Origin of the sequence: Campylobacter sp. RM12651 (assembly GCF_022369475.1) — a bacterium.
GTDB lineage: Bacteria > Campylobacterota > Campylobacteria > Campylobacterales > Campylobacteraceae > Campylobacter_E.
In genome coordinates this window covers 347391-363772 of the sequence record NZ_CP059600.1, presented here as the reverse complement: position 1 = coordinate 363772, position 16382 = coordinate 347391, and the positions used below count along the sequence as shown (strand labels likewise).

Below are 16382 nucleotides of genomic sequence, written 5' to 3'. Positions count from 1 at the left end.
ATTATCCTAAAACATCTTCTAATTTTTCTTTTAATACTTGTGGAGTAAAAGGTTTTACTATATAGTTATTAACACCAGCTTTTAATGCTGTAATAACTTCTGCTTTACCACCTTCAGTAGTTACCATGATGATTGGCATATCTGCATATTTAGCTTCAGCTCTTACTTTTTTAACAAGTTCAAGACCATTCATTTCAGGCATATTCCAATCTGTTATTAAAACATCAATATCGCTATTTGCACATAACAATCCCCAAGCTTCCACGCCATGTTCAGCTTCTAAAACATCCTCATGACCTAATCTTTGTAAAGTATTTTTAATAATTCTTCTCATTGTAGAGCTATCATCTACTACTAATAATTTCACTTCAAAATCCTTTTGTAATATTATTTTTCATGGTGCGTTTAGCGAGACTTGAACTCGCACACCTGTTGGCACTACCCCCTCAAGATAGCGTGTCTACCAATTCCACCATAAACGCAAAAAGGCTACAAAAGTAGCCTAAAATTATCCTAAAAATGGGTTAGCGTATAATAATACTAATCCAATAACTAGAGCATAAATTACTTGTGCTTCAATTAACGCAATAGCAATAAACATAGTTGTTGATAATTTACCACCTAAACTAGGGTTTCTAGCAGTTCCTGCAATAGTCGCAGCAGCAGCATGACCCATACCAATAGCACCACCAAGTGCAGCAACACCTAAGCCAATACCAGCAGCTAAAACAGAACAAGCTTTTAATAACTCGCTACCGATTTCAGTTTCTGCAGCAAAAGCAACACTAGAAAAAGCAAGTAAAACTAATAAAAACTTTTTCATAAAATCTCCTAATAAAAATATATATAATTTTCCTTTCGGCTTGCGTATCCCTACTAAAAAAATTATGCTCTATATTCTATTAAGCTAAAGTAAATAAATTAAGACCTAGTAAAAAAACTAAGAGTTGTGTTGCCGAATTTTTTTACCTTAAATAAGGTATATTTTAAAGATGCAAATTCAACCTTGCTAGAATGCTCTATAATGACAATATCACAATCTAAATTCTCATACAAATTCTTGATTTTCAAATATACATCACTAAAACCATCTCTAATATCAAATGGCGGGTCTAAATAAAGAATAGTTTTTTCATTTTGTAATTTGGCAATAATATTAGGTAAAGCTTTAAAAGTATCGTCATTTAAAACTTCTATATTTAAATCTTTTGTATTTTTTAAAGCACTTTTATACGCTAATTTATCAATCTCAATAGCAAATGCCTTTTTAGCATAATTACTTATAGCCTCAATCGCCATACTAGCACTACCGCCAAATGCTTCTATAAAAACATATTCCCTTAATTCATCTCTTAAAACATTAAAAACACAAGACTTAACTATACTTTTTGTAGCTCTTGTGGTATCTTTTGATGGATTTTCTAAAATTTTACCTTTTAAAAAACCGCTCTGAACTCTTAAAACATTATTTTTCATACATTAATTGAAGTAAATCATATTTAAATTTATTAAGTAATTTATCAAGTTTTTCTTCAAAACTTAAAACCTTATTATCATCTTGATTTATTGTGCTTGAAAACTCATATAAAGCATCAATTAATTGCTCTTTACTAAAAGGCAATTTTAAATGTGCATTATTAAAACCTATTATAAATTGTGGTTTTTTTGCGTGCATTAATTTTTCATCAGTGATTAAAAAATCGCAATCTTTTTTATTTGCTAAATAATCTTGTAAAAATAATATTAAAGTCTTTTCTAATAAAATATCTTTGCACGCAATGGCTATTTTCATACCAAACTAACCTTTAATTTATGGTCTTTAAGACTAGCTGGAATATTACCATTAGCTAAACTTATAAACTCAGCCATATGTAAAATATAAAAATCACTAAAATCTCTATTAGATACTTTTTGTAATTCGCCACTTAAAGTATCAAACATTTTAAAGCTTAAACTATCGCCAACTACTAAAAAATCAGCACCGCTATCATAAGCATCTAAAACTATCTTAGCTGCTTTTTTATAAGCTATTTGCTTATCAAATTCTAAAAATCTAAAACCATTTTCAAATTCTTGAGTTTCATAATTTATTAATTTTGCCTTAGTCTTTTTTAAAAAATGTAAAAATAAATCAATGGTAAAACCACGATAAACAGCTACATTAAAACCATTAAAATCGTTTTTAATTTCTATATTTTGTAAATCTTGAATAACACATGAAGCATTTTTATAATTTTTCTTTGCATAATCTAAAATACTAGTATCGCAGATTAAATTCATCTCTCCTAAACAAGAATCAAATTCTTTTTTATATTCATCTGCTTTATATTCACTCATAAAACTAGGTGTTTTTACATAGGTTTTTCTATAATCACCTTTTAATAAATTAGAAAAATTAAAATCATCATTTATTAAAGTTATCATCTAATCTCCTTTTGATGTTTTAAAGAATTTTTAATTTCTTCATATTTTTCATAATCACTATATAAAAATGGTTTTAAGCTTACACTATACTCAATTCCTTTTTCCTTATCAAAAACAATATCTAAAATATCTTTTCTTTTATTAGGATATTTTTCTAATAATTTATTTGCAAACACAAACGCACTATCACCTAAAAATTCATCATTATATTCACGAATATCACTTGCATAATATAAAAATTTATAAGTTAAATAATCTTTATAATCATCTGCATTGCAAATATTTTTAAAATAATCAAAAACTTTTATAAAATCACTATCATCACACATTAAATCAAGCTTTGCTCTTTTTAAATCAATTGCACTTACACAAAAATCATTTCCAAATTTTTTAATAAGTTCATTTATGTTTGTATTAAGTGATAAAACTTTATTTTCAATCCTTACAAATTCATTACAATCTGGCATATTAAAATATCTATCTTGTTGTTTTACTAACCCTAAAACATCGTAAAGTGTAGAACTATCGTTAATGTCTTTTAAATTAATCTCATATGGCTTATAGTAAAACTCATAATCTCTACTAGCATCAAATCTAAATACTCTTAAAATAAAACTTCTCATAACAAAATTCCTTTTTTACTAATTTATATCAAAAAAATGTTATAAATTATTAAAAGGATTTAATATGTATTTAAGAGCAAACACTCATTCAAAAATCAATGTTTATTTTTCAAAAAATTCTAGCGATTTCGTAGTGCGTGAAATACCATTATACGAATTTAGTGGCTCTGGAGAGCATTTGATTTTACATATACAAAAGAAAGATTTAAGCACAAATGAACTTTTAAAAGATTTAAGTGCAGCAACAGGAATTAAAGCAAAAGATTTTGGTTACGCAGGTCTTAAAGACAAGCAAGGACTTACATTTCAATACATTTCAATGCCTAAAAAATACGAGAAAGAATTAGCTAAATTTTCTCATGAAAAATGTAAAATTATTGATACTTTTTTACACAATAATAAATTAAAAATCGGACATTTAAAAGGTAATTCATTTTTTATAAGATTAAAAAAAGTTAATAAAATTGACGCCTTAAAGATTGAGCAAATTTTTACAAATATTAAAGAAAATGGCTTTCCTAATTATTATGGCTATCAGCGTTTTGGCAAAGATAATGATAATGCAAAAACAGGCTTAGAAATATTAAAAAACGAATTAAAATTTAAAAATAATAAATTAAATAACTTTTTAATTTCTGCATTTCAAAGCGAATTATTCAACACATATTTATCAAAAAGAATAGAAATTTCAAGATTTAGCAATGATTTTTCTAAACAAGAATTATTAGCACTTTATAAGGATAAAACTTTAGTTGAAAATCTAAAAAAACAAGAACAATTTTTTAAATTATTTGATAATGAAATATATGAGCATTATCCTTACGGCAAGGTATTTAATGAGAATTTAGAAGATGGTTTAAAAAGATTTTTAGCAAGGGATATTAGCCCTTCTGGATTGATACTAGGAAATAAGCCTAAATTAAATGAAGGTTTTTTAGGTGAAATTGAAAATAGCATATATAAGGATTATTTTGATTTATTAAAAACTCAAAATGGTTCAAGAAGATATTTATGGACTTACACAAATGATGAAAAAATTAACTATAATGAAGAATTAGCACAACTTAGCCTTGAATTTAGCCTACAAAAAGGCTCATACGCAACAGTCGTGCTTGATGAAATAATACATTTAGAAAGGAACGAAGAATGATTTTAATTACAGGCGCAGCAGGTTATATTGGCTCAATTACAAGTTATCATTTTTTAAAGAATAATTATAAAGTTATAGGTATTGATAATATTAGCACTGGAAATGCAAGGGCTTTAGAAGTGTTAAATAAATTTGATAATTTTAAATTCTACGAAGGAAATTTTGGAAATTTAGAACTAATAGAACAAATAGTAACCAATAATAAAATAGATTGTGTAGTGCATTTTGCAGCTAATACTAGCGTATTTGAAAGCACGCAAAATCCATTAAAATATCATGATAATAATGTATCAAATATGATTAATTTATTAAAAATTTGTGAAAAATACGATATTAATAATTTTATTTTCTCAAGTTCTGCTGCAACTTATGGAGAACCAAAAACTAATGAATTAATCACAGAAGATACTCCAAAAAATCCTATAAATCCTTATGGTTTAACAAAACTAATAGGCGAATATATATTAAATGATTTATCAAATGCTAAGAAAGAATTTAATTTCATAGCATTAAGATACTTTAATGTTGCAGGAGCAAGCCTAATTGCACCTTTAGGTCAATTTAGTAAATCTAGCTTACTTATAAAAATAGCTGCTGAATGTGCTGCTAATAAAAGAGATAAAATGTATTTATATGGTAATGATTATAATACCCCTGATGGAACTTGCGTAAGGGATTATATACACGTTGATGACTTGGCTATCGCACATATTGAAGCATTAAAATATTTAAAAAACCAAAAAACAAGTCAAGCCTTTAATGTTGGGTACTCAAAAGGAACTAGCGTAAAAGAAGTAATTGATATTATGAAAAAAATCAGTGGTAATGATTTTAAAGTAGAAATGGCAGATAGACGCACAGGAGATCCTAGCTCACTTGTAGCATCTAATAAAAAAATAACTTCTTTAACAGACTGGAAATATAGTAACGACAACCTTGAATTAATTTGCAAAAGCGCTTATGAATGGGAGTTAAAAATATAAACTCAATTCCTATTTTAAATTCAATACATTTTAAGAATTTAAAATAGGAGATAATACTTTAAAATAAAAGGCAAATTGGTATTATATTGTTAATTTCAATATTTTAAATATAAAGATATTTTAGAACTTATATATATTTTATTTTGTATTTGTAATAAACAATATTTACGATATTAAAGATTTTGGAATTTAAAATCAAAACTTTATATAAAACTAAAAAATAATATCTTAAAATAGCTCTTATTATTTAATAATATTTTATATAAAAATTAAGATAACTACAACTATAAAAACTTATCTTATAAAATGAAAATTTATTTTATTAATTAAATAGCACACTGCCTAAGCGTATCATATTTGCTCCACTTTTAATAGCTATTTCATAATCACTACTCATACCCATAGAGCAAATCCTAGCTCCATCTTTTTTAAGCTCATCATAAATCTTATAACACAAATCAAAACTCTTAATAATTTGCTTAATATCATCGCTCATAGCACCTATACACATAACTCCTACAGGTTTTATGAATTTACAATTTTGTTTAATCGCTAAATACTCATCAATCGCTTTACTTGGATTAATACCAGCCTTGCTATCTTCGTTAGCCACATTTATCTCAAGCAAAGTATCTAGCTCATAATCAAGTCTAGCATCAACATATTTTGCAAGTTCTAAGTTAGTACAGCTTTGCCACATAACAGGCTTTGTTTTTATAAGTAAATTAGCTTTGTTTTTTTGCAAATTTCCTATGAAATGCCAGTTAATATCACTTGATAATTCAGCTTTTTTTCTAGCTAAATCTTGCACTTTGTTTTCGCCAAATTCAATTTGTCCTAATTTATGTAAAGCCATTATTTTCTCATCTGTTGTATATTTACTAACCGCTATAATTCTTATATCTTTATATTTTTCTTTTAGTTCTAAATAAGTCATTTTTCTACCTTAATGAATATAATTTTTTTCTCTCGCTTGAGCTTGGAATATCTAGTAATTTTCTATATTTTGTGATAGTTCTTCTTACTATTTTTACATTAAATTCTTTTTCTATTTTTTCTAAAATTAATTGATCGCTTAAAGGTTTTAAGTGATTTTCATTTTTGATTAATTCACTTACAAATTCTTTGATGGTTTTATTACTTGTGCCATCGTTTAATTCTGCTGCAAAAAAGTCTTTAATAGCTATTATCCCACGATTTGAGCTAATGTATTTATTAGCTATTGCGCGGCTAATTGTGCTAGTATTTCTATCAAGTTCGGTTGCTAAATCCTGCATTTTTAATGGCTTAATATCTCCACCTAAAAAATAATCATATTGATATTCAACTATCATTAAGGCAAGTTTTTTTAAAGTCGCCTTTCTCATCTCTAAAGCATCTACTAAATTTTTAGCATTTTTTACTTGTTCTTTTAACTCTTTATAGTCTTGAATTTCAATCTGCGGATAATAATCATCATTGATAATTATTTCTAATTTTCCATTCTCATTTAAGATATAAATATCAGGGATAATCTCTTTGCTATCTTCTAAATCATCAATAAAAGGCGGTAGATTAAAGCTTTTTATAATTCTTATTGCGTCTTTATATAAAGGATTTTTAGTATATTTTGATAAATTATCTAAATCATTTATAAGCTTTTTACATAATAAAAATAATTCATTTTCTAAATTCGCATTCAATAAGCAAAACTCTAAAGCTTCAATATAATTAATCGCACCAACTCCTAAAGGCTCAAGGTAGCAAAATCTCTTTCTAACTTTTTCTATATCTTCTAATAAATATCCTAAACAAATATTTTCATCATATACAAAATATCCATTCTCATCAAGACAACTTATAATAATTCTTGCAATTTCTTGAGATTTTTGAGTAGGAAATAAAGTCTTATTAAGCTGTAATTCTAAATCATCATATATGCTTTTTTTAGCGATATTTAATTCTTCAATCAAACCACCACCTTTAGAATATAATTGTCTTATACTTTTGTTAGATTTTTTATCATTTATTTCTTTTTTTGAGCTAATTTTTATACAAGGATTATCTTTTGCTAGATTATTTACTTCATCTTCTAAATCATCACTACTAGCTTGAAGCAGTGGCAACCAGCTTCTAAGGGTTTGAGATAATTTTGGCTTTTGGCTTACTTGCTGACGGACTTTTAACATTATAAAGAAAAGTTTTTACCTAAATATTTGCTTTTTACTATTTCATTATTTGCAATTTCTTTAGCACTTCCACTAGCTAAAATACTACCGCTATCTAAAACATAAGCTTTATCGCAAATCCTAAGGGTCTCACGGACATTATGGTCAGTAATTAATACGCCTATATTTAAATCTTTTAAATCCTTAATAATGCTTTGAACATCATTAATACTTTTTGGATCAACCCCAGCAAAAGGCTCATCAAGTAATAAAAACTTAGGCTCTAAAACTAAAGCTCTAGCTATTTCTAATCTACGACGCTCCCCACCGCTAAGACTTTTTGCAAGGCGGTCTTTTCTATCATAAATCTTTAAAAGATTTAATTTTTCTTCTATTAATTCATCTATATTTTTAAGCCCTTTAAGCTCTGCTGCAATTTGCATATTTTCCCAAACACTTAAATCTTTTAAAACGCTTGAATCTTGTGGTAAATAACCAATGCCTAGAATTGCGCGTTTATGAAGTGGCTCGTTAGTAATATTTAAATCATCTAAAAAAATATCCCCAGCACTAGGGCTAACAAGTCCGCAAATCATATAAAATGTAGTAGTTTTTCCTGCACCATTACTTCCAAACAATCCTACTATTTGAGAATTATCCATACTAATATCTACATTTTTTATAATTTCTATATTTTTTATACTTTTTTTTAAACCACACGCTTTTAAATTAACTAAACTCATAAAGCCTACCTTCATTATTAGCGCTAATTTTTACAATCTTGTATTCAAGTGCAAATTGCTCTAATATTTTTATAAAATCATCATCAGCCCATTCAATTAAATGAAGACCATCATTAAACAAATTCTCAAACAAACCATTTTCTATAAAAGCTTTTGTTCCTTTTTGATAAATATCATAATGATAAATCGTATTAGTATCGTTTTTATAAGTATTTAATACACTAAAAGTTGGAGAAATTGCTTTTTGATTTAATTTTTTATTTGCTATTTTATTTACTAAAGTAGTCTTGCCACTAGCTAAATCGCCTTGCAATAAATAAATCCCATTATCGCCAAACTCATTTACCACTAAATCTAAATTATCTAAATTAGCCTTGATTATCATCTAGTTTTTCCACATATTCATTTGATTTTGCTTTAGCTACATTTTTGGTTGTAGGTAAAGCTAATACCTTAAATCTAATTTGCTCGTTTAAAAGATTTAGACTTATAATATCGCCAACTTTTACTTCTTTACTAGGTTTAACAACATTTCCATTTATACAAATTACGCCGTTTTTACACATATCAAGTGAAATTGAACGGCGTTTTGTGATATTTACTGCATTTAAAAATTTATCTACTCTCATAAAGAGCATTTTAGCTAGTTAGGAATAATTATTGCTTACAATTTAATCGTTTTTAAGAACTCAAATCTTTTTTTATACATTGAGCGTTTTTTTGATGGTATTTCTTCTAAATCTTTTTGCAAATATTCTAATACATAAAATGATTTTTCTTCTTTAATAATTTTTGTATTTTCTTGCCATATTTCGTCATAATTTGGTATTACAAATACTCTTCCATCTCTTTTTCTATTGCGTTTAAATCTTGATACTAAAAATCTATCCTTTACTCCGCAAACTTTATTTATACCTAAAAACTCAGCAAAAATAAAAGCAAAAAATATAATAAAATTAAGCGGTCTTAAGCCAAAATAAACTTTAGTAAATTCTTTTATCTCATCTTTAGTATTTAAATTACCTTGTAAAGCTGTGATTAATAAAGCATCATTTAATAAAACAAAACTTAAAGAATATAAAAGCTCATTTTTATAATGCAAATGAATTGTAAAAAGTCCTTCGCTAATTACTTTAGGATTTGAGCTAAGCGTAATTTTTAAATCAAATTCGTTAAAAATAATCTCATCATTACTTAAAATATCCAAAAATCTATTTGTAATAATTTCTAAATCCCTTTTAAAACATTCATTTGAATATTCAAAAGTAAAATTAGTAGCCCCGTATTTTTTGCATAACATATCATTGTGATATTTTAAATTCTCGCTAAATTTCTTAGATAATTTCGGATAATCTAGTAGAATTTGATTTAGGAATTTATGATTTTTAAAATGAATTATCTTTCTTAAAAAAAATCTAATATTTAATAATTTTTTGCTCTTCATTTCTTCGCTTTTATTTTTAAATATGTGAAAATTACAATCAATAAAACAAGTAAAATAATTGGCATATAAGATGAATATTCATCAAAAGTTTTAGCCAAGCTATCTCCTAAATAAAACGCCGCATAAAACACCACAACAGCCCAAACAAAACAAGAAATTAAATTATAAATACTAAATCTAAAAAAGCTTAATTTTGAAATCTCAGCTGCTATTGGACCTAAGGTTTTAAGCCCATAAACAAACTTACAAACTAAAGTAAAAATAAAGCCATTTTTTCTAAATAAAACTACTAAAAGAGCTAGTTTTCTTTTATGCTTTACAAGATGTTTTTGAAAGTCTTTTTTACTAGCTCTAGTAAAATAAAATAAAGCCGATGAGCCTAGAAAATTACCTACAAAAGCTACTAAAATACTAATATAAGGATTTACATTATAAGCACTTGCAAACACTCCTAAGGCAAGCAGTGCTAACATACCGCCGCCTAAAGAGTATAAAAATACTAAAATATATCCGTATTCTACAAATTTTTCTATAAATTCTTGCATTATTTCGCTAGCTCCACAGCTCTAGTTTCACGGATAACATTTACTTTAATTTCTCCTGGAAATTGTAAGCTGCTTGTTATTTCACTAGCTATTTCTTTAGCTAAAAGAACACTTTCATCATCATTAATTAGCTTAGCATTTACAATAACTCTAATTTCACGACCAGCATTAATTGCATAAGCTTTTTTAACTTGAGAATGTTGTTTTGCAATAGCTTCAAGCTCACTAACACGCTTTAAAAACGCTTCTAAAACTTCTCTTCTAGCACCTGGTCTTGCCGCACTTAAAACATCAGCCGTGCAAACTGCAGCAGCTTCAATACTTAAAGCATCTTCATGCCCGTGATGAGCAAAAATAGCGTTTAATACCACAGGATGCTCTTTGTGCCTTTCACAAACCATAGCACCTAAATCAACATGGCTACCTTCATATTCGTGAGTTAAAGCCTTGCCAATATCATGTAAAATTCCAGCACGCCTTGCAAGTCTTGTATTACCACCACATTCAGCTGCGATAATTCCTGCTAAATGTGCAACTTCTAAGCTATGTGCTAATGCGTTTTGTCCGTAACTTGCACGATATTTTAAACGGCCAATTAATTTTACTAATTCAGGGGCCATTTTTGTAAGTCCTAAATCCATTATGATATTTTGACCTTCGTTAAACATTTCTTCTTCAAATTCTTTTGAAACTCTTTCGTGTAATTCTTCAATTCTAGCTGGCTGAATTCTTCCATCATCTATTAATAAATCAATTACTTTTTTAGCAATTGCACGGCGTAAAACATTAAATGAGCTAATAATAATTGCGTTTGGAGTATCATCAATAATTACATCAACACCTAAAACCATTTCAAGTGTTTTTATATTTCTTCCTTCTTTACCGATAATTCTTCCTTTTAAATCATCGCTTTTAAGATTTATTACGCTAATTAATCTCTCACTTGCATATTCACCTGCAAATCTAGTAGTAGCTTGTGCTAGGATATATCCTGCTTTTGCCTTTGCTTGAGATTTTGCTTCTTCTTCGCATTTTCTTACGATATGAGCGATTTCATCTCTTGCATCTTCTTTAGCTTGATTTATTACTAATTCTCTTGCTTCGCTTTGAGTTAAACCACTTATATTTTCAATACTGCTTAATAATTCTTGCATTTTTGCTTCGCAAGATTTTTTAAGCATATTTGCTTCTTCCATCAATTCATTTGCAGCTTGCTCGCTTTTTACAATACTTGCTTTAAATTCATCTAATTTTTGTTCGTTTATTGCTAGAATTTGCTCTTTTTTCTCAATTTCTAGAATTTTCTTATCGTGTTCTTTTTGAAGTTCTAAAATCTTTTCATCATAAGATTTTTTATAACTCAACTCAATCTTACCCTCACTTGCTTTGGCATTTTCTAGAACTTTATCAGCATTTCTTAGTATTTTTTCAGCTTCATATTCAATCACTTTTGCTTTTGCTTTTGCTTGTTCTTCGTGAATTTTAAAATGAGCTTCGTGTATTCTTTTGGCTACTAAAACCCCTAATGCTCCTCCTAGAATAAATACCGCTAATAACGATATAATTTCAACTAATGTCATAACTTCTCTTTCTTTTTATTGTTTTACCATTTGCGATATAAAAATCGCCTTGAATATCCGATTTTAAACAAATTTTGTTTTTAGTAACGGATTTTATATTTTGAATAAAAATAATTAATAAATCATAATCAATTTTAGAAAAAGTTCTATCGTAAAATCCTTTGCCAAAACCTACTCTTCTAAAATCTTTATCAATTCCTAAAACAGGTATAATTGCAATATCAATTTTAACATTTTCAATCTTACTTGAGCTTTCTTTTATTTTAAATCTAACTTCACTTAATGGAAACCTTAATTTATTAAAAGCTAAACTATTATCACTAAGCATTTTTGGAATATAAATATTGAATTTTTTACATAAAAATCTTTTGTATTTATATAGATTTATTTCTTTATCTTTTGCAATATAAATTAAAAGATTTAATTTTTTATTTGTTTTAACTTTAGATATTATTTTTAAAATAGCTCTAAAACTTCCGTAATTTTTACAAAATTTATAATTTTCTTTATGAAATTTTTCTCTTATTAACTTTTTATCCATAATCTAACCTAAAAAATTTATAAGCATATTACATAAGGAATTAAAATGAAAGCTATATTGCTAAGCGTTGCTTTATTGTTTTTTACAGCTTGTTTTGATAAGAAAGAAGATAAAAAAGAAGAAGAAAGCGAACAAATTACTCAAGTTGAAGTTAAAAAAGAACCTGATTTTAATAGACTAATTAAATTCTCTTTAAAATTTTATAATAGCGATGAGATTTTTGAAATTAAAAGAATTAATAATGATAATAAAGACTTAGAATTTACTTCAAATGATAAAATTATATTATTTAATTTCTTTACTACTTGGTGCCCACCTTGCAAGGCTGAAATTCCACACTTAAATGATTTAGCATTAAAATATAAAGATAGATTAAGAGTTATTGGCGTTTTATTAGAAGATAAAAGTGATGAAGAAATAGCTAAATTTATTAAGGATAATGGTATTAGCTATGATATTGTTACAGGTGATAATAATTACACATTTTTAAAAGTTTTAGGAGAAATTAACGGCATTCCATATATTGCTTTATACGACCAAAATGGTAAAAATATAAACAACTATCTAGGTGCAGTTTATGAAGAAATGCTTGATATTGATATTCAAAAGGTTATGAAATAATGTTAGATTTTTTAAAAAAAGGCTTAGCAAAAACACTTGAAGCTATAAATCAAGTAAAACCAAAAAACGAAAAAATAAGTAAAGATTTATTAGAAGAAATGCTAGTAAATGCTGATATTACTTATGAAATAGTAGAAGAGATTTTATACTACTTACCGCCTAAAGATATAGTTGAAAGAGCAGATTTAGAAAGAGTAATGAGCTCATATTTTATGTATGAAAATCCTAATTCAAATTCTAATGATAAACCATTTGTAGAATTGATATTAGGTGTAAATGGAGTAGGAAAGACTACAACCATAGGAAAATTAAGTAATTTTTATAAAAATCAAGGCAAAAAAGTTTTACTAGGAGCTTGTGATACTTTTAGAGCAGGTGCAATTATGCAACTTGAACTTTGGGCTAGTAAAAATAATTGCGATATTGTAAGCACTAAGCAAGGGCATGACCCAAGTGCAGTTGCTTTTGATACCATTACTAAAGCACTTAGCAAAGGTTATGATAATGTTATTATTGATACAGCAGGAAGATTAGAAAATAAAAAAAATCTAGCAAATGAACTAGAAAAAATAATAAGAATTTCATCTCGTGCTTATGAAAACGCTCCACATAGAAAAATTCTAGTCCTAGATGCAACTCAAGGAAATAGTGGTATTAATCAAGCAAAAGTTTTTAATGATTTAGTAAAGCTTGATGGAGTAATTATTACTAAACTTGATGGAACAAGTAAAGGTGGTTCATTATTTGCAATCGCAAGAGAATTAGAGCTACCAATTTTATATTTTGGATATGGAGAAGGTGCAAATGATATTGCTCCTTTTAAAGCAAATGAATATTTAAAGGTTCTTTTAGACGGAATTTTTAACAATGGCTAAGAAAAAATCAAGCCTTTATGAATGCCAAGCTTGTGGTAATCAACAAATTAGATTTTTAGGCAAATGCCCTGAATGTGGGGCATTTAATTCATATTTAGAATTAAATCAAACTCAAATTGAAGTATTAAAAAACGAAATAAAACCAAATTCAAACAAAGCAGTTAGCATTAAAGAAGTTTTAATTGAGCAAGTTGATAGATTTTCAACTTATGATAAAGAGCTTGATTTGGTTTTAGGTGGCGGGCTTGTTGTAGGCTCATTAGTTTTACTAGGTGGCTCTCCTGGTGTTGGCAAATCAACTTTACTCTTAAAAACCGCTGCAAACTTAGCAAAAAATGGCAAAAAAGTCCTTTATGTTAGTGCTGAAGAGAGTAAAAGTCAAATAAAACTTCGTGCAAATAGATTAAATGCTAATGAAGATAATTTGTTTTTATTAACTGAATTATGTTTTGAAAATATTAAAAATGAAGTTTTAAGCAATAATTATGAAGTCTTAATTATAGATAGTATTCAAACTATTTATTCAGAAAATATAAGTTCGTGTGCTGGTTCAATCACTCAAGTAAGAGAGCTTACATTTGAGCTAATGAAACTAAGCAAAAGCAATAATATTAGCACATTTATAATAGGACATATCACTAAAGAAGGCTCAATTGCAGGACCTAGAGTGCTTGAGCATATGGTTGATGTGGTGCTTTATTTTGAAGGTGATGCTAGTAAGGAATTAAGAATTTTAAGGGGCTTTAAAAATCGTTTCGGAAGCACTAGCGAAATAGGCATTTGGCAAATGAGTGAAAATGGACTTATAAGTGCAAACAATATTAAAACTAGATTTGTAGGTAAAAATCATGCAGGAAGTGCTCTAACTATTATTTTAGAAGGTAGCAGAGCAATTACTCTTGAAGTTCAGGCTTTAGTATGCGAAAGTGCTTATGCTAAAAGAAGTGCAACTGGATTTGATAGAAATAGACTTGATATGATTTTAGCCTTGCTTGAGAGAAAATTAGAAATTCCACTTGCAAGATATGATGTATTTATAAATATTAGCGGTGGGATAAAAGTTAGCGAGACTGCTGCTGATTTAGCAGTTGCAGCTGCTATAATATCTAGCTTTAAAAATAGAGTTTTAAGCAATGAGAGTGTATTTATTGGGGAGCTTAGTTTAAATGGTGGAATTTGCGAAGTTTTTAGCCTTGATATTAGACTTAATGAAGCAAAAAATCAAGGCTTTAAAAATGCTATAATTCCAAATAAAAGTAATTTTAAAGGTATTAAATGCTTTGTAGCTAATGAGTTAGCTCAAGTTTTAGAATGGATGTAAGTATGAAAAAAGCTTTTACTATGATTGAATTATTAGTTGTTATGGTTGTTGGTGCTATACTTAGTGCGGTTGCTGTTTCTAAAATACATACAAGTGAATTAATAGATGCTGCTAGAAGTATTGCAAACGATATTAGATATACAAAAATTCTAGCGTTAGGAGATGACGCTTATGATGGAACAAATGGTTATCATAATAAATATTATCGTTTTACAATAGCTTCTAATAAGATTTATAAAATTAGTAAAACCGAATACAACACAAAAGGAAGTACGCCTGTTTTAGCAGAATATGCTGAAGATTTTTTAAATCCTGATAAAAGAATATGTGATTTTGAAAACAATGAAAATTGTGCTACAAGAACAGCTATTCTTAAAATTAAAAAATACAATATAACATTTACCCCAACTACACCAACAACAACTCCTGCTAGCGGTCTAACACCTACGGATACTATTATATTTAATGAATTAGGAGAGCCTTTAAACTTTAATCAAAATCCAAGTGGATTTAAAATAGAAATTTCAAAAGGTAGTGATATAGCTTGTATTTATGTAGAGAAATATTCTGGATTCGTACATATTGACAGAGCTGCGTGCAAATAAGTGTGGCTTTACTTTAATTGAATTAGTTTTAGTTTTAGTTGTTGCTGGAATACTCTCAAGTATAGCAATATCAAAAATCAATTCAAATTCTTTAATCCTAGCGGCTAGGAGTTTATCTCAAGATATTTATATACTTCGTAATTTAGCACTAAATTACGATATATATGATTATACGACAAATTACGATAAATCATATTGGCAAATATATTTTCATTGTGTAGCAAATACAAAAACTTCATATAACAAATACAAATGCAATCATCAAGAATTTGGATATAGTATTTTTAGTGATAGCATAGGTTCTAGCTCATCAAATCCAGATGCAAATGAATTAGCAAAAGATTTATTTGATAAAACAAAATTAATTGGAGCTAGATATGCAGGAATAAGCGTAGATGATAATTTGCTTACAACAAGGACAAATCTTACAAAAAGCTTTGGAATAACTAAAATTGATGTATTTTATAATCTAAATAATAAATACAAAAAAACTCACAGAATAATGGTAAATGAATTAGGAGAATTATTTGCAAGTTCATATGCTAATAAATCAAAAACTTATAATCTAATAAAAGCTAATTCATATATTATTAGACTAAGCAAATCAACTAATATAGACCAAAATAACTCAATATGTATTGTAATAAATAATGTAGGTTTTACAACAATTCCTAAAAATAATAACGGACAACTTATTTCTAATATCAAAAAGCCTATATATTGTCATAATTTATAAATTACTAAAATATAAAAATACAAATATAGAATTAACATTTTTTA

General features: G+C 27.3%; 22 protein-coding genes and 1 tRNA gene. 7 read left to right on the top strand and 16 right to left on the bottom strand.

Annotation, left to right across the window (positions count from 1 at the left end):
* Position 1: 1 nt before the first annotated feature.
* From AVBRAN_RS01860 to AVBRAN_RS01830, 7 genes are all read right to left on the bottom strand, one after another.
* On the bottom strand, positions 2-367 hold the full coding sequence (locus tag AVBRAN_RS01860; RefSeq protein WP_214115879.1) for a chemotaxis response regulator CheY: 366 nt from the start codon (positions 365-367) through the stop codon (positions 2-4).
* Between the two features lie 30 nt (positions 368-397).
* Positions 398-482: transfer RNA gene (locus AVBRAN_RS01855), tRNA-Leu, on the bottom strand.
* Between the two features lie 26 nt (positions 483-508).
* A complete protein-coding gene (locus AVBRAN_RS01850) occupies positions 509-823 on the bottom strand; it encodes a F0F1 ATP synthase subunit C (RefSeq protein ID WP_214115881.1) in 315 nt (104 codons plus the stop codon).
* A gap of 98 nt (positions 824-921) precedes the next feature.
* Positions 922-1476: an RsmD family RNA methyltransferase gene (locus AVBRAN_RS01845; RefSeq protein ID WP_214120018.1), complete on the bottom strand. Its 555-nt coding sequence runs from the start codon at positions 1474-1476 to the stop codon at positions 922-924.
* The gene (locus AVBRAN_RS01840) at positions 1466-1792 is read right to left on the bottom strand and encodes an ornithine carbamoyltransferase (protein WP_214115885.1); all 327 of its coding nucleotides are present in this window, start codon (positions 1790-1792) and stop codon (positions 1466-1468) included. Before AVBRAN_RS01840 ends, AVBRAN_RS01845 begins: the two co-directional genes overlap by 11 nt.
* The gene (locus tag AVBRAN_RS01835; RefSeq protein ID WP_239803388.1) at positions 1789-2424 is read right to left on the bottom strand and encodes a hypothetical protein; all 636 of its coding nucleotides are present in this window, start codon (positions 2422-2424) and stop codon (positions 1789-1791) included. The genes AVBRAN_RS01840 and AVBRAN_RS01835 overlap by 4 nt, the downstream gene beginning before the upstream one ends.
* Entirely contained in the window at positions 2421-3047 is a 627-nt protein-coding gene (locus tag AVBRAN_RS01830) for a DUF5644 domain-containing protein (RefSeq protein ID WP_214115889.1), read from the bottom strand. The genes AVBRAN_RS01835 and AVBRAN_RS01830 overlap by 4 nt, the downstream gene beginning before the upstream one ends.
* A gap of 64 nt (positions 3048-3111) precedes the next feature.
* On the opposite strand from AVBRAN_RS01830, the gene truD reads away from it, so the two are divergent.
* Positions 3112-4197, top strand: a complete 1086-nt coding sequence (gene truD / locus AVBRAN_RS01825) for a tRNA pseudouridine(13) synthase TruD (RefSeq protein WP_214115891.1) — start codon at positions 3112-3114, stop codon at positions 4195-4197.
* Entirely contained in the window at positions 4194-5180 is a 987-nt protein-coding gene (galE, locus tag AVBRAN_RS01820; protein WP_239803387.1) for a UDP-glucose 4-epimerase GalE, read from the top strand. The genes truD and galE overlap by 4 nt, the downstream gene beginning before the upstream one ends.
* Positions 5181-5502: 322 nt before the next feature.
* On the opposite strand, the gene AVBRAN_RS01815 is transcribed toward galE, so the two are convergent.
* Genes AVBRAN_RS01815 through AVBRAN_RS01775 form a run of 9 tightly spaced genes read right to left on the bottom strand, consistent with a single transcriptional unit; the run spans position 5503 to position 12180 of the window.
* A complete protein-coding gene (locus AVBRAN_RS01815) occupies positions 5503-6117 on the bottom strand; it encodes a YggS family pyridoxal phosphate-dependent enzyme (RefSeq protein ID WP_239803386.1) in 615 nt (204 codons plus the stop codon).
* 4 nt (positions 6118-6121) lie between these two features.
* Positions 6122-7348, bottom strand: coding sequence for an RNA polymerase factor sigma-54 (locus AVBRAN_RS01810; protein ID WP_214115898.1), 1227 nt, complete (start codon positions 7346-7348; stop codon positions 6122-6124).
* Positions 7348-8070, bottom strand: a complete 723-nt coding sequence (lptB, locus tag AVBRAN_RS01805) for an LPS export ABC transporter ATP-binding protein (protein WP_214115900.1) — start codon at positions 8068-8070, stop codon at positions 7348-7350. Before lptB ends, AVBRAN_RS01810 begins: the two co-directional genes overlap by 1 nt.
* Positions 8057-8455, bottom strand: coding sequence for a tRNA (adenosine(37)-N6)-threonylcarbamoyltransferase complex ATPase subunit type 1 TsaE (gene tsaE / locus AVBRAN_RS01800; protein ID WP_239803385.1), 399 nt, complete (start codon positions 8453-8455; stop codon positions 8057-8059). The genes lptB and tsaE overlap by 14 nt, the downstream gene beginning before the upstream one ends.
* Positions 8439-8699, bottom strand: coding sequence for an RNA-binding S4 domain-containing protein (locus tag AVBRAN_RS01795; RefSeq protein ID WP_214115905.1), 261 nt, complete (start codon positions 8697-8699; stop codon positions 8439-8441). The genes tsaE and AVBRAN_RS01795 overlap by 17 nt, the downstream gene beginning before the upstream one ends.
* Positions 8700-8734: 35 nt before the next feature.
* Positions 8735-9514: a DUF535 family protein gene (locus AVBRAN_RS01790; protein ID WP_214115907.1), complete on the bottom strand. Its 780-nt coding sequence runs from the start codon at positions 9512-9514 to the stop codon at positions 8735-8737.
* Positions 9511-10059, bottom strand: a complete 549-nt coding sequence (locus tag AVBRAN_RS01785; protein WP_214120024.1) for a DedA family protein — start codon at positions 10057-10059, stop codon at positions 9511-9513. The genes AVBRAN_RS01790 and AVBRAN_RS01785 overlap by 4 nt, the downstream gene beginning before the upstream one ends.
* Complete coding sequence (rny, locus tag AVBRAN_RS01780) at positions 10059-11639, bottom strand: ribonuclease Y (RefSeq protein ID WP_214115917.1); 1581 nt, start codon at positions 11637-11639, stop codon at positions 10059-10061. The genes AVBRAN_RS01785 and rny overlap by 1 nt, the downstream gene beginning before the upstream one ends.
* Positions 11626-12180: a 5-formyltetrahydrofolate cyclo-ligase gene (locus tag AVBRAN_RS01775; RefSeq protein WP_214115919.1), complete on the bottom strand. Its 555-nt coding sequence runs from the start codon at positions 12178-12180 to the stop codon at positions 11626-11628. Before AVBRAN_RS01775 ends, rny begins: the two co-directional genes overlap by 14 nt.
* A 45-nt stretch (positions 12181-12225) precedes the next feature.
* On the opposite strand from AVBRAN_RS01775, the gene AVBRAN_RS01770 reads away from it, so the two are divergent.
* The 5 genes from AVBRAN_RS01770 to AVBRAN_RS01750 are packed head-to-tail and all read left to right on the top strand — an operon-like array spanning position 12226 to position 16338.
* Positions 12226-12801 (top strand): TlpA disulfide reductase family protein, encoded by a 576-nt coding sequence (locus tag AVBRAN_RS01770; RefSeq protein WP_214115921.1) that lies wholly within the window; start codon positions 12226-12228, stop codon positions 12799-12801.
* Positions 12801-13676, top strand: coding sequence for a signal recognition particle-docking protein FtsY (gene ftsY, locus AVBRAN_RS01765; RefSeq protein ID WP_214119726.1), 876 nt, complete (start codon positions 12801-12803; stop codon positions 13674-13676). The genes AVBRAN_RS01770 and ftsY overlap by 1 nt, the downstream gene beginning before the upstream one ends.
* A complete protein-coding gene (radA, locus tag AVBRAN_RS01760) occupies positions 13669-14997 on the top strand; it encodes a DNA repair protein RadA (protein WP_214115925.1) in 1329 nt (442 codons plus the stop codon). Before ftsY ends, radA begins: the two co-directional genes overlap by 8 nt.
* A 2-nt stretch (positions 14998-14999) precedes the next feature.
* Positions 15000-15602: a prepilin-type N-terminal cleavage/methylation domain-containing protein gene (locus AVBRAN_RS01755; RefSeq protein ID WP_239803384.1), complete on the top strand. Its 603-nt coding sequence runs from the start codon at positions 15000-15002 to the stop codon at positions 15600-15602.
* Positions 15580-16338 carry a prepilin-type N-terminal cleavage/methylation domain-containing protein gene (locus AVBRAN_RS01750; RefSeq protein WP_239803383.1) on the top strand — a complete coding sequence of 253 codons (759 nt, stop codon included), beginning with the start codon at positions 15580-15582 and terminating at the stop codon, positions 16336-16338. Before AVBRAN_RS01755 ends, AVBRAN_RS01750 begins: the two co-directional genes overlap by 23 nt.
* The last annotated feature ends 44 nt before the right edge of the window (positions 16339-16382 follow it).

Excerpts from the sequence above, each read along its gene's own strand:
- AVBRAN_RS01850 (WP_214115881.1), bottom strand. The coding sequence starts at position 823 with ATGAAAAAGTTTTTATTAGTTTTACTTGCTTTTTCTAGTGTTGCTTTT.
- AVBRAN_RS01845 (WP_214120018.1), bottom strand. The coding sequence starts at position 1,476 with ATGAAAAATAATGTTTTAAGAGTTCAGAGCGGTTTTTTAAAAGGTAAA.
- AVBRAN_RS01840 (WP_214115885.1), bottom strand. The coding sequence starts at position 1,792 with ATGAAAATAGCCATTGCGTGCAAAGATATTTTATTAGAAAAGACTTTA.
- AVBRAN_RS01835 (WP_239803388.1), bottom strand. The coding sequence starts at position 2,424 with ATGATAACTTTAATAAATGATGATTTTAATTTTTCTAATTTATTAAAA.
- AVBRAN_RS01830 (WP_214115889.1), bottom strand. The coding sequence starts at position 3,047 with ATGAGAAGTTTTATTTTAAGAGTATTTAGATTTGATGCTAGTAGAGAT.
- truD (WP_214115891.1), top strand. The coding sequence starts at position 3,112 with ATGTATTTAAGAGCAAACACTCATTCAAAAATCAATGTTTATTTTTCA.
- galE (WP_239803387.1), top strand. The coding sequence starts at position 4,194 with ATGATTTTAATTACAGGCGCAGCAGGTTATATTGGCTCAATTACAAGT.
- AVBRAN_RS01815 (WP_239803386.1), bottom strand. The coding sequence starts at position 6,117 with ATGACTTATTTAGAACTAAAAGAAAAATATAAAGATATAAGAATTATA.
- AVBRAN_RS01810 (WP_214115898.1), bottom strand. The coding sequence starts at position 7,348 with ATGTTAAAAGTCCGTCAGCAAGTAAGCCAAAAGCCAAAATTATCTCAA.
- lptB (WP_214115900.1), bottom strand. The coding sequence starts at position 8,070 with ATGAGTTTAGTTAATTTAAAAGCGTGTGGTTTAAAAAAAAGTATAAAA.
- tsaE (WP_239803385.1), bottom strand. The coding sequence starts at position 8,455 with ATGATAATCAAGGCTAATTTAGATAATTTAGATTTAGTGGTAAATGAG.
- AVBRAN_RS01795 (WP_214115905.1), bottom strand. The coding sequence starts at position 8,699 with ATGAGAGTAGATAAATTTTTAAATGCAGTAAATATCACAAAACGCCGT.
- AVBRAN_RS01790 (WP_214115907.1), bottom strand. The coding sequence starts at position 9,514 with ATGAAGAGCAAAAAATTATTAAATATTAGATTTTTTTTAAGAAAGATA.
- AVBRAN_RS01785 (WP_214120024.1), bottom strand. The coding sequence starts at position 10,059 with ATGCAAGAATTTATAGAAAAATTTGTAGAATACGGATATATTTTAGTA.
- rny (WP_214115917.1), bottom strand. The coding sequence starts at position 11,639 with ATGACATTAGTTGAAATTATATCGTTATTAGCGGTATTTATTCTAGGA.
- AVBRAN_RS01775 (WP_214115919.1), bottom strand. The coding sequence starts at position 12,180 with ATGGATAAAAAGTTAATAAGAGAAAAATTTCATAAAGAAAATTATAAA.
- AVBRAN_RS01770 (WP_214115921.1), top strand. The coding sequence starts at position 12,226 with ATGAAAGCTATATTGCTAAGCGTTGCTTTATTGTTTTTTACAGCTTGT.
- ftsY (WP_214119726.1), top strand. The coding sequence starts at position 12,801 with ATGTTAGATTTTTTAAAAAAAGGCTTAGCAAAAACACTTGAAGCTATA.
- radA (WP_214115925.1), top strand. The coding sequence starts at position 13,669 with ATGGCTAAGAAAAAATCAAGCCTTTATGAATGCCAAGCTTGTGGTAAT.
- AVBRAN_RS01755 (WP_239803384.1), top strand. The coding sequence starts at position 15,000 with ATGAAAAAAGCTTTTACTATGATTGAATTATTAGTTGTTATGGTTGTT.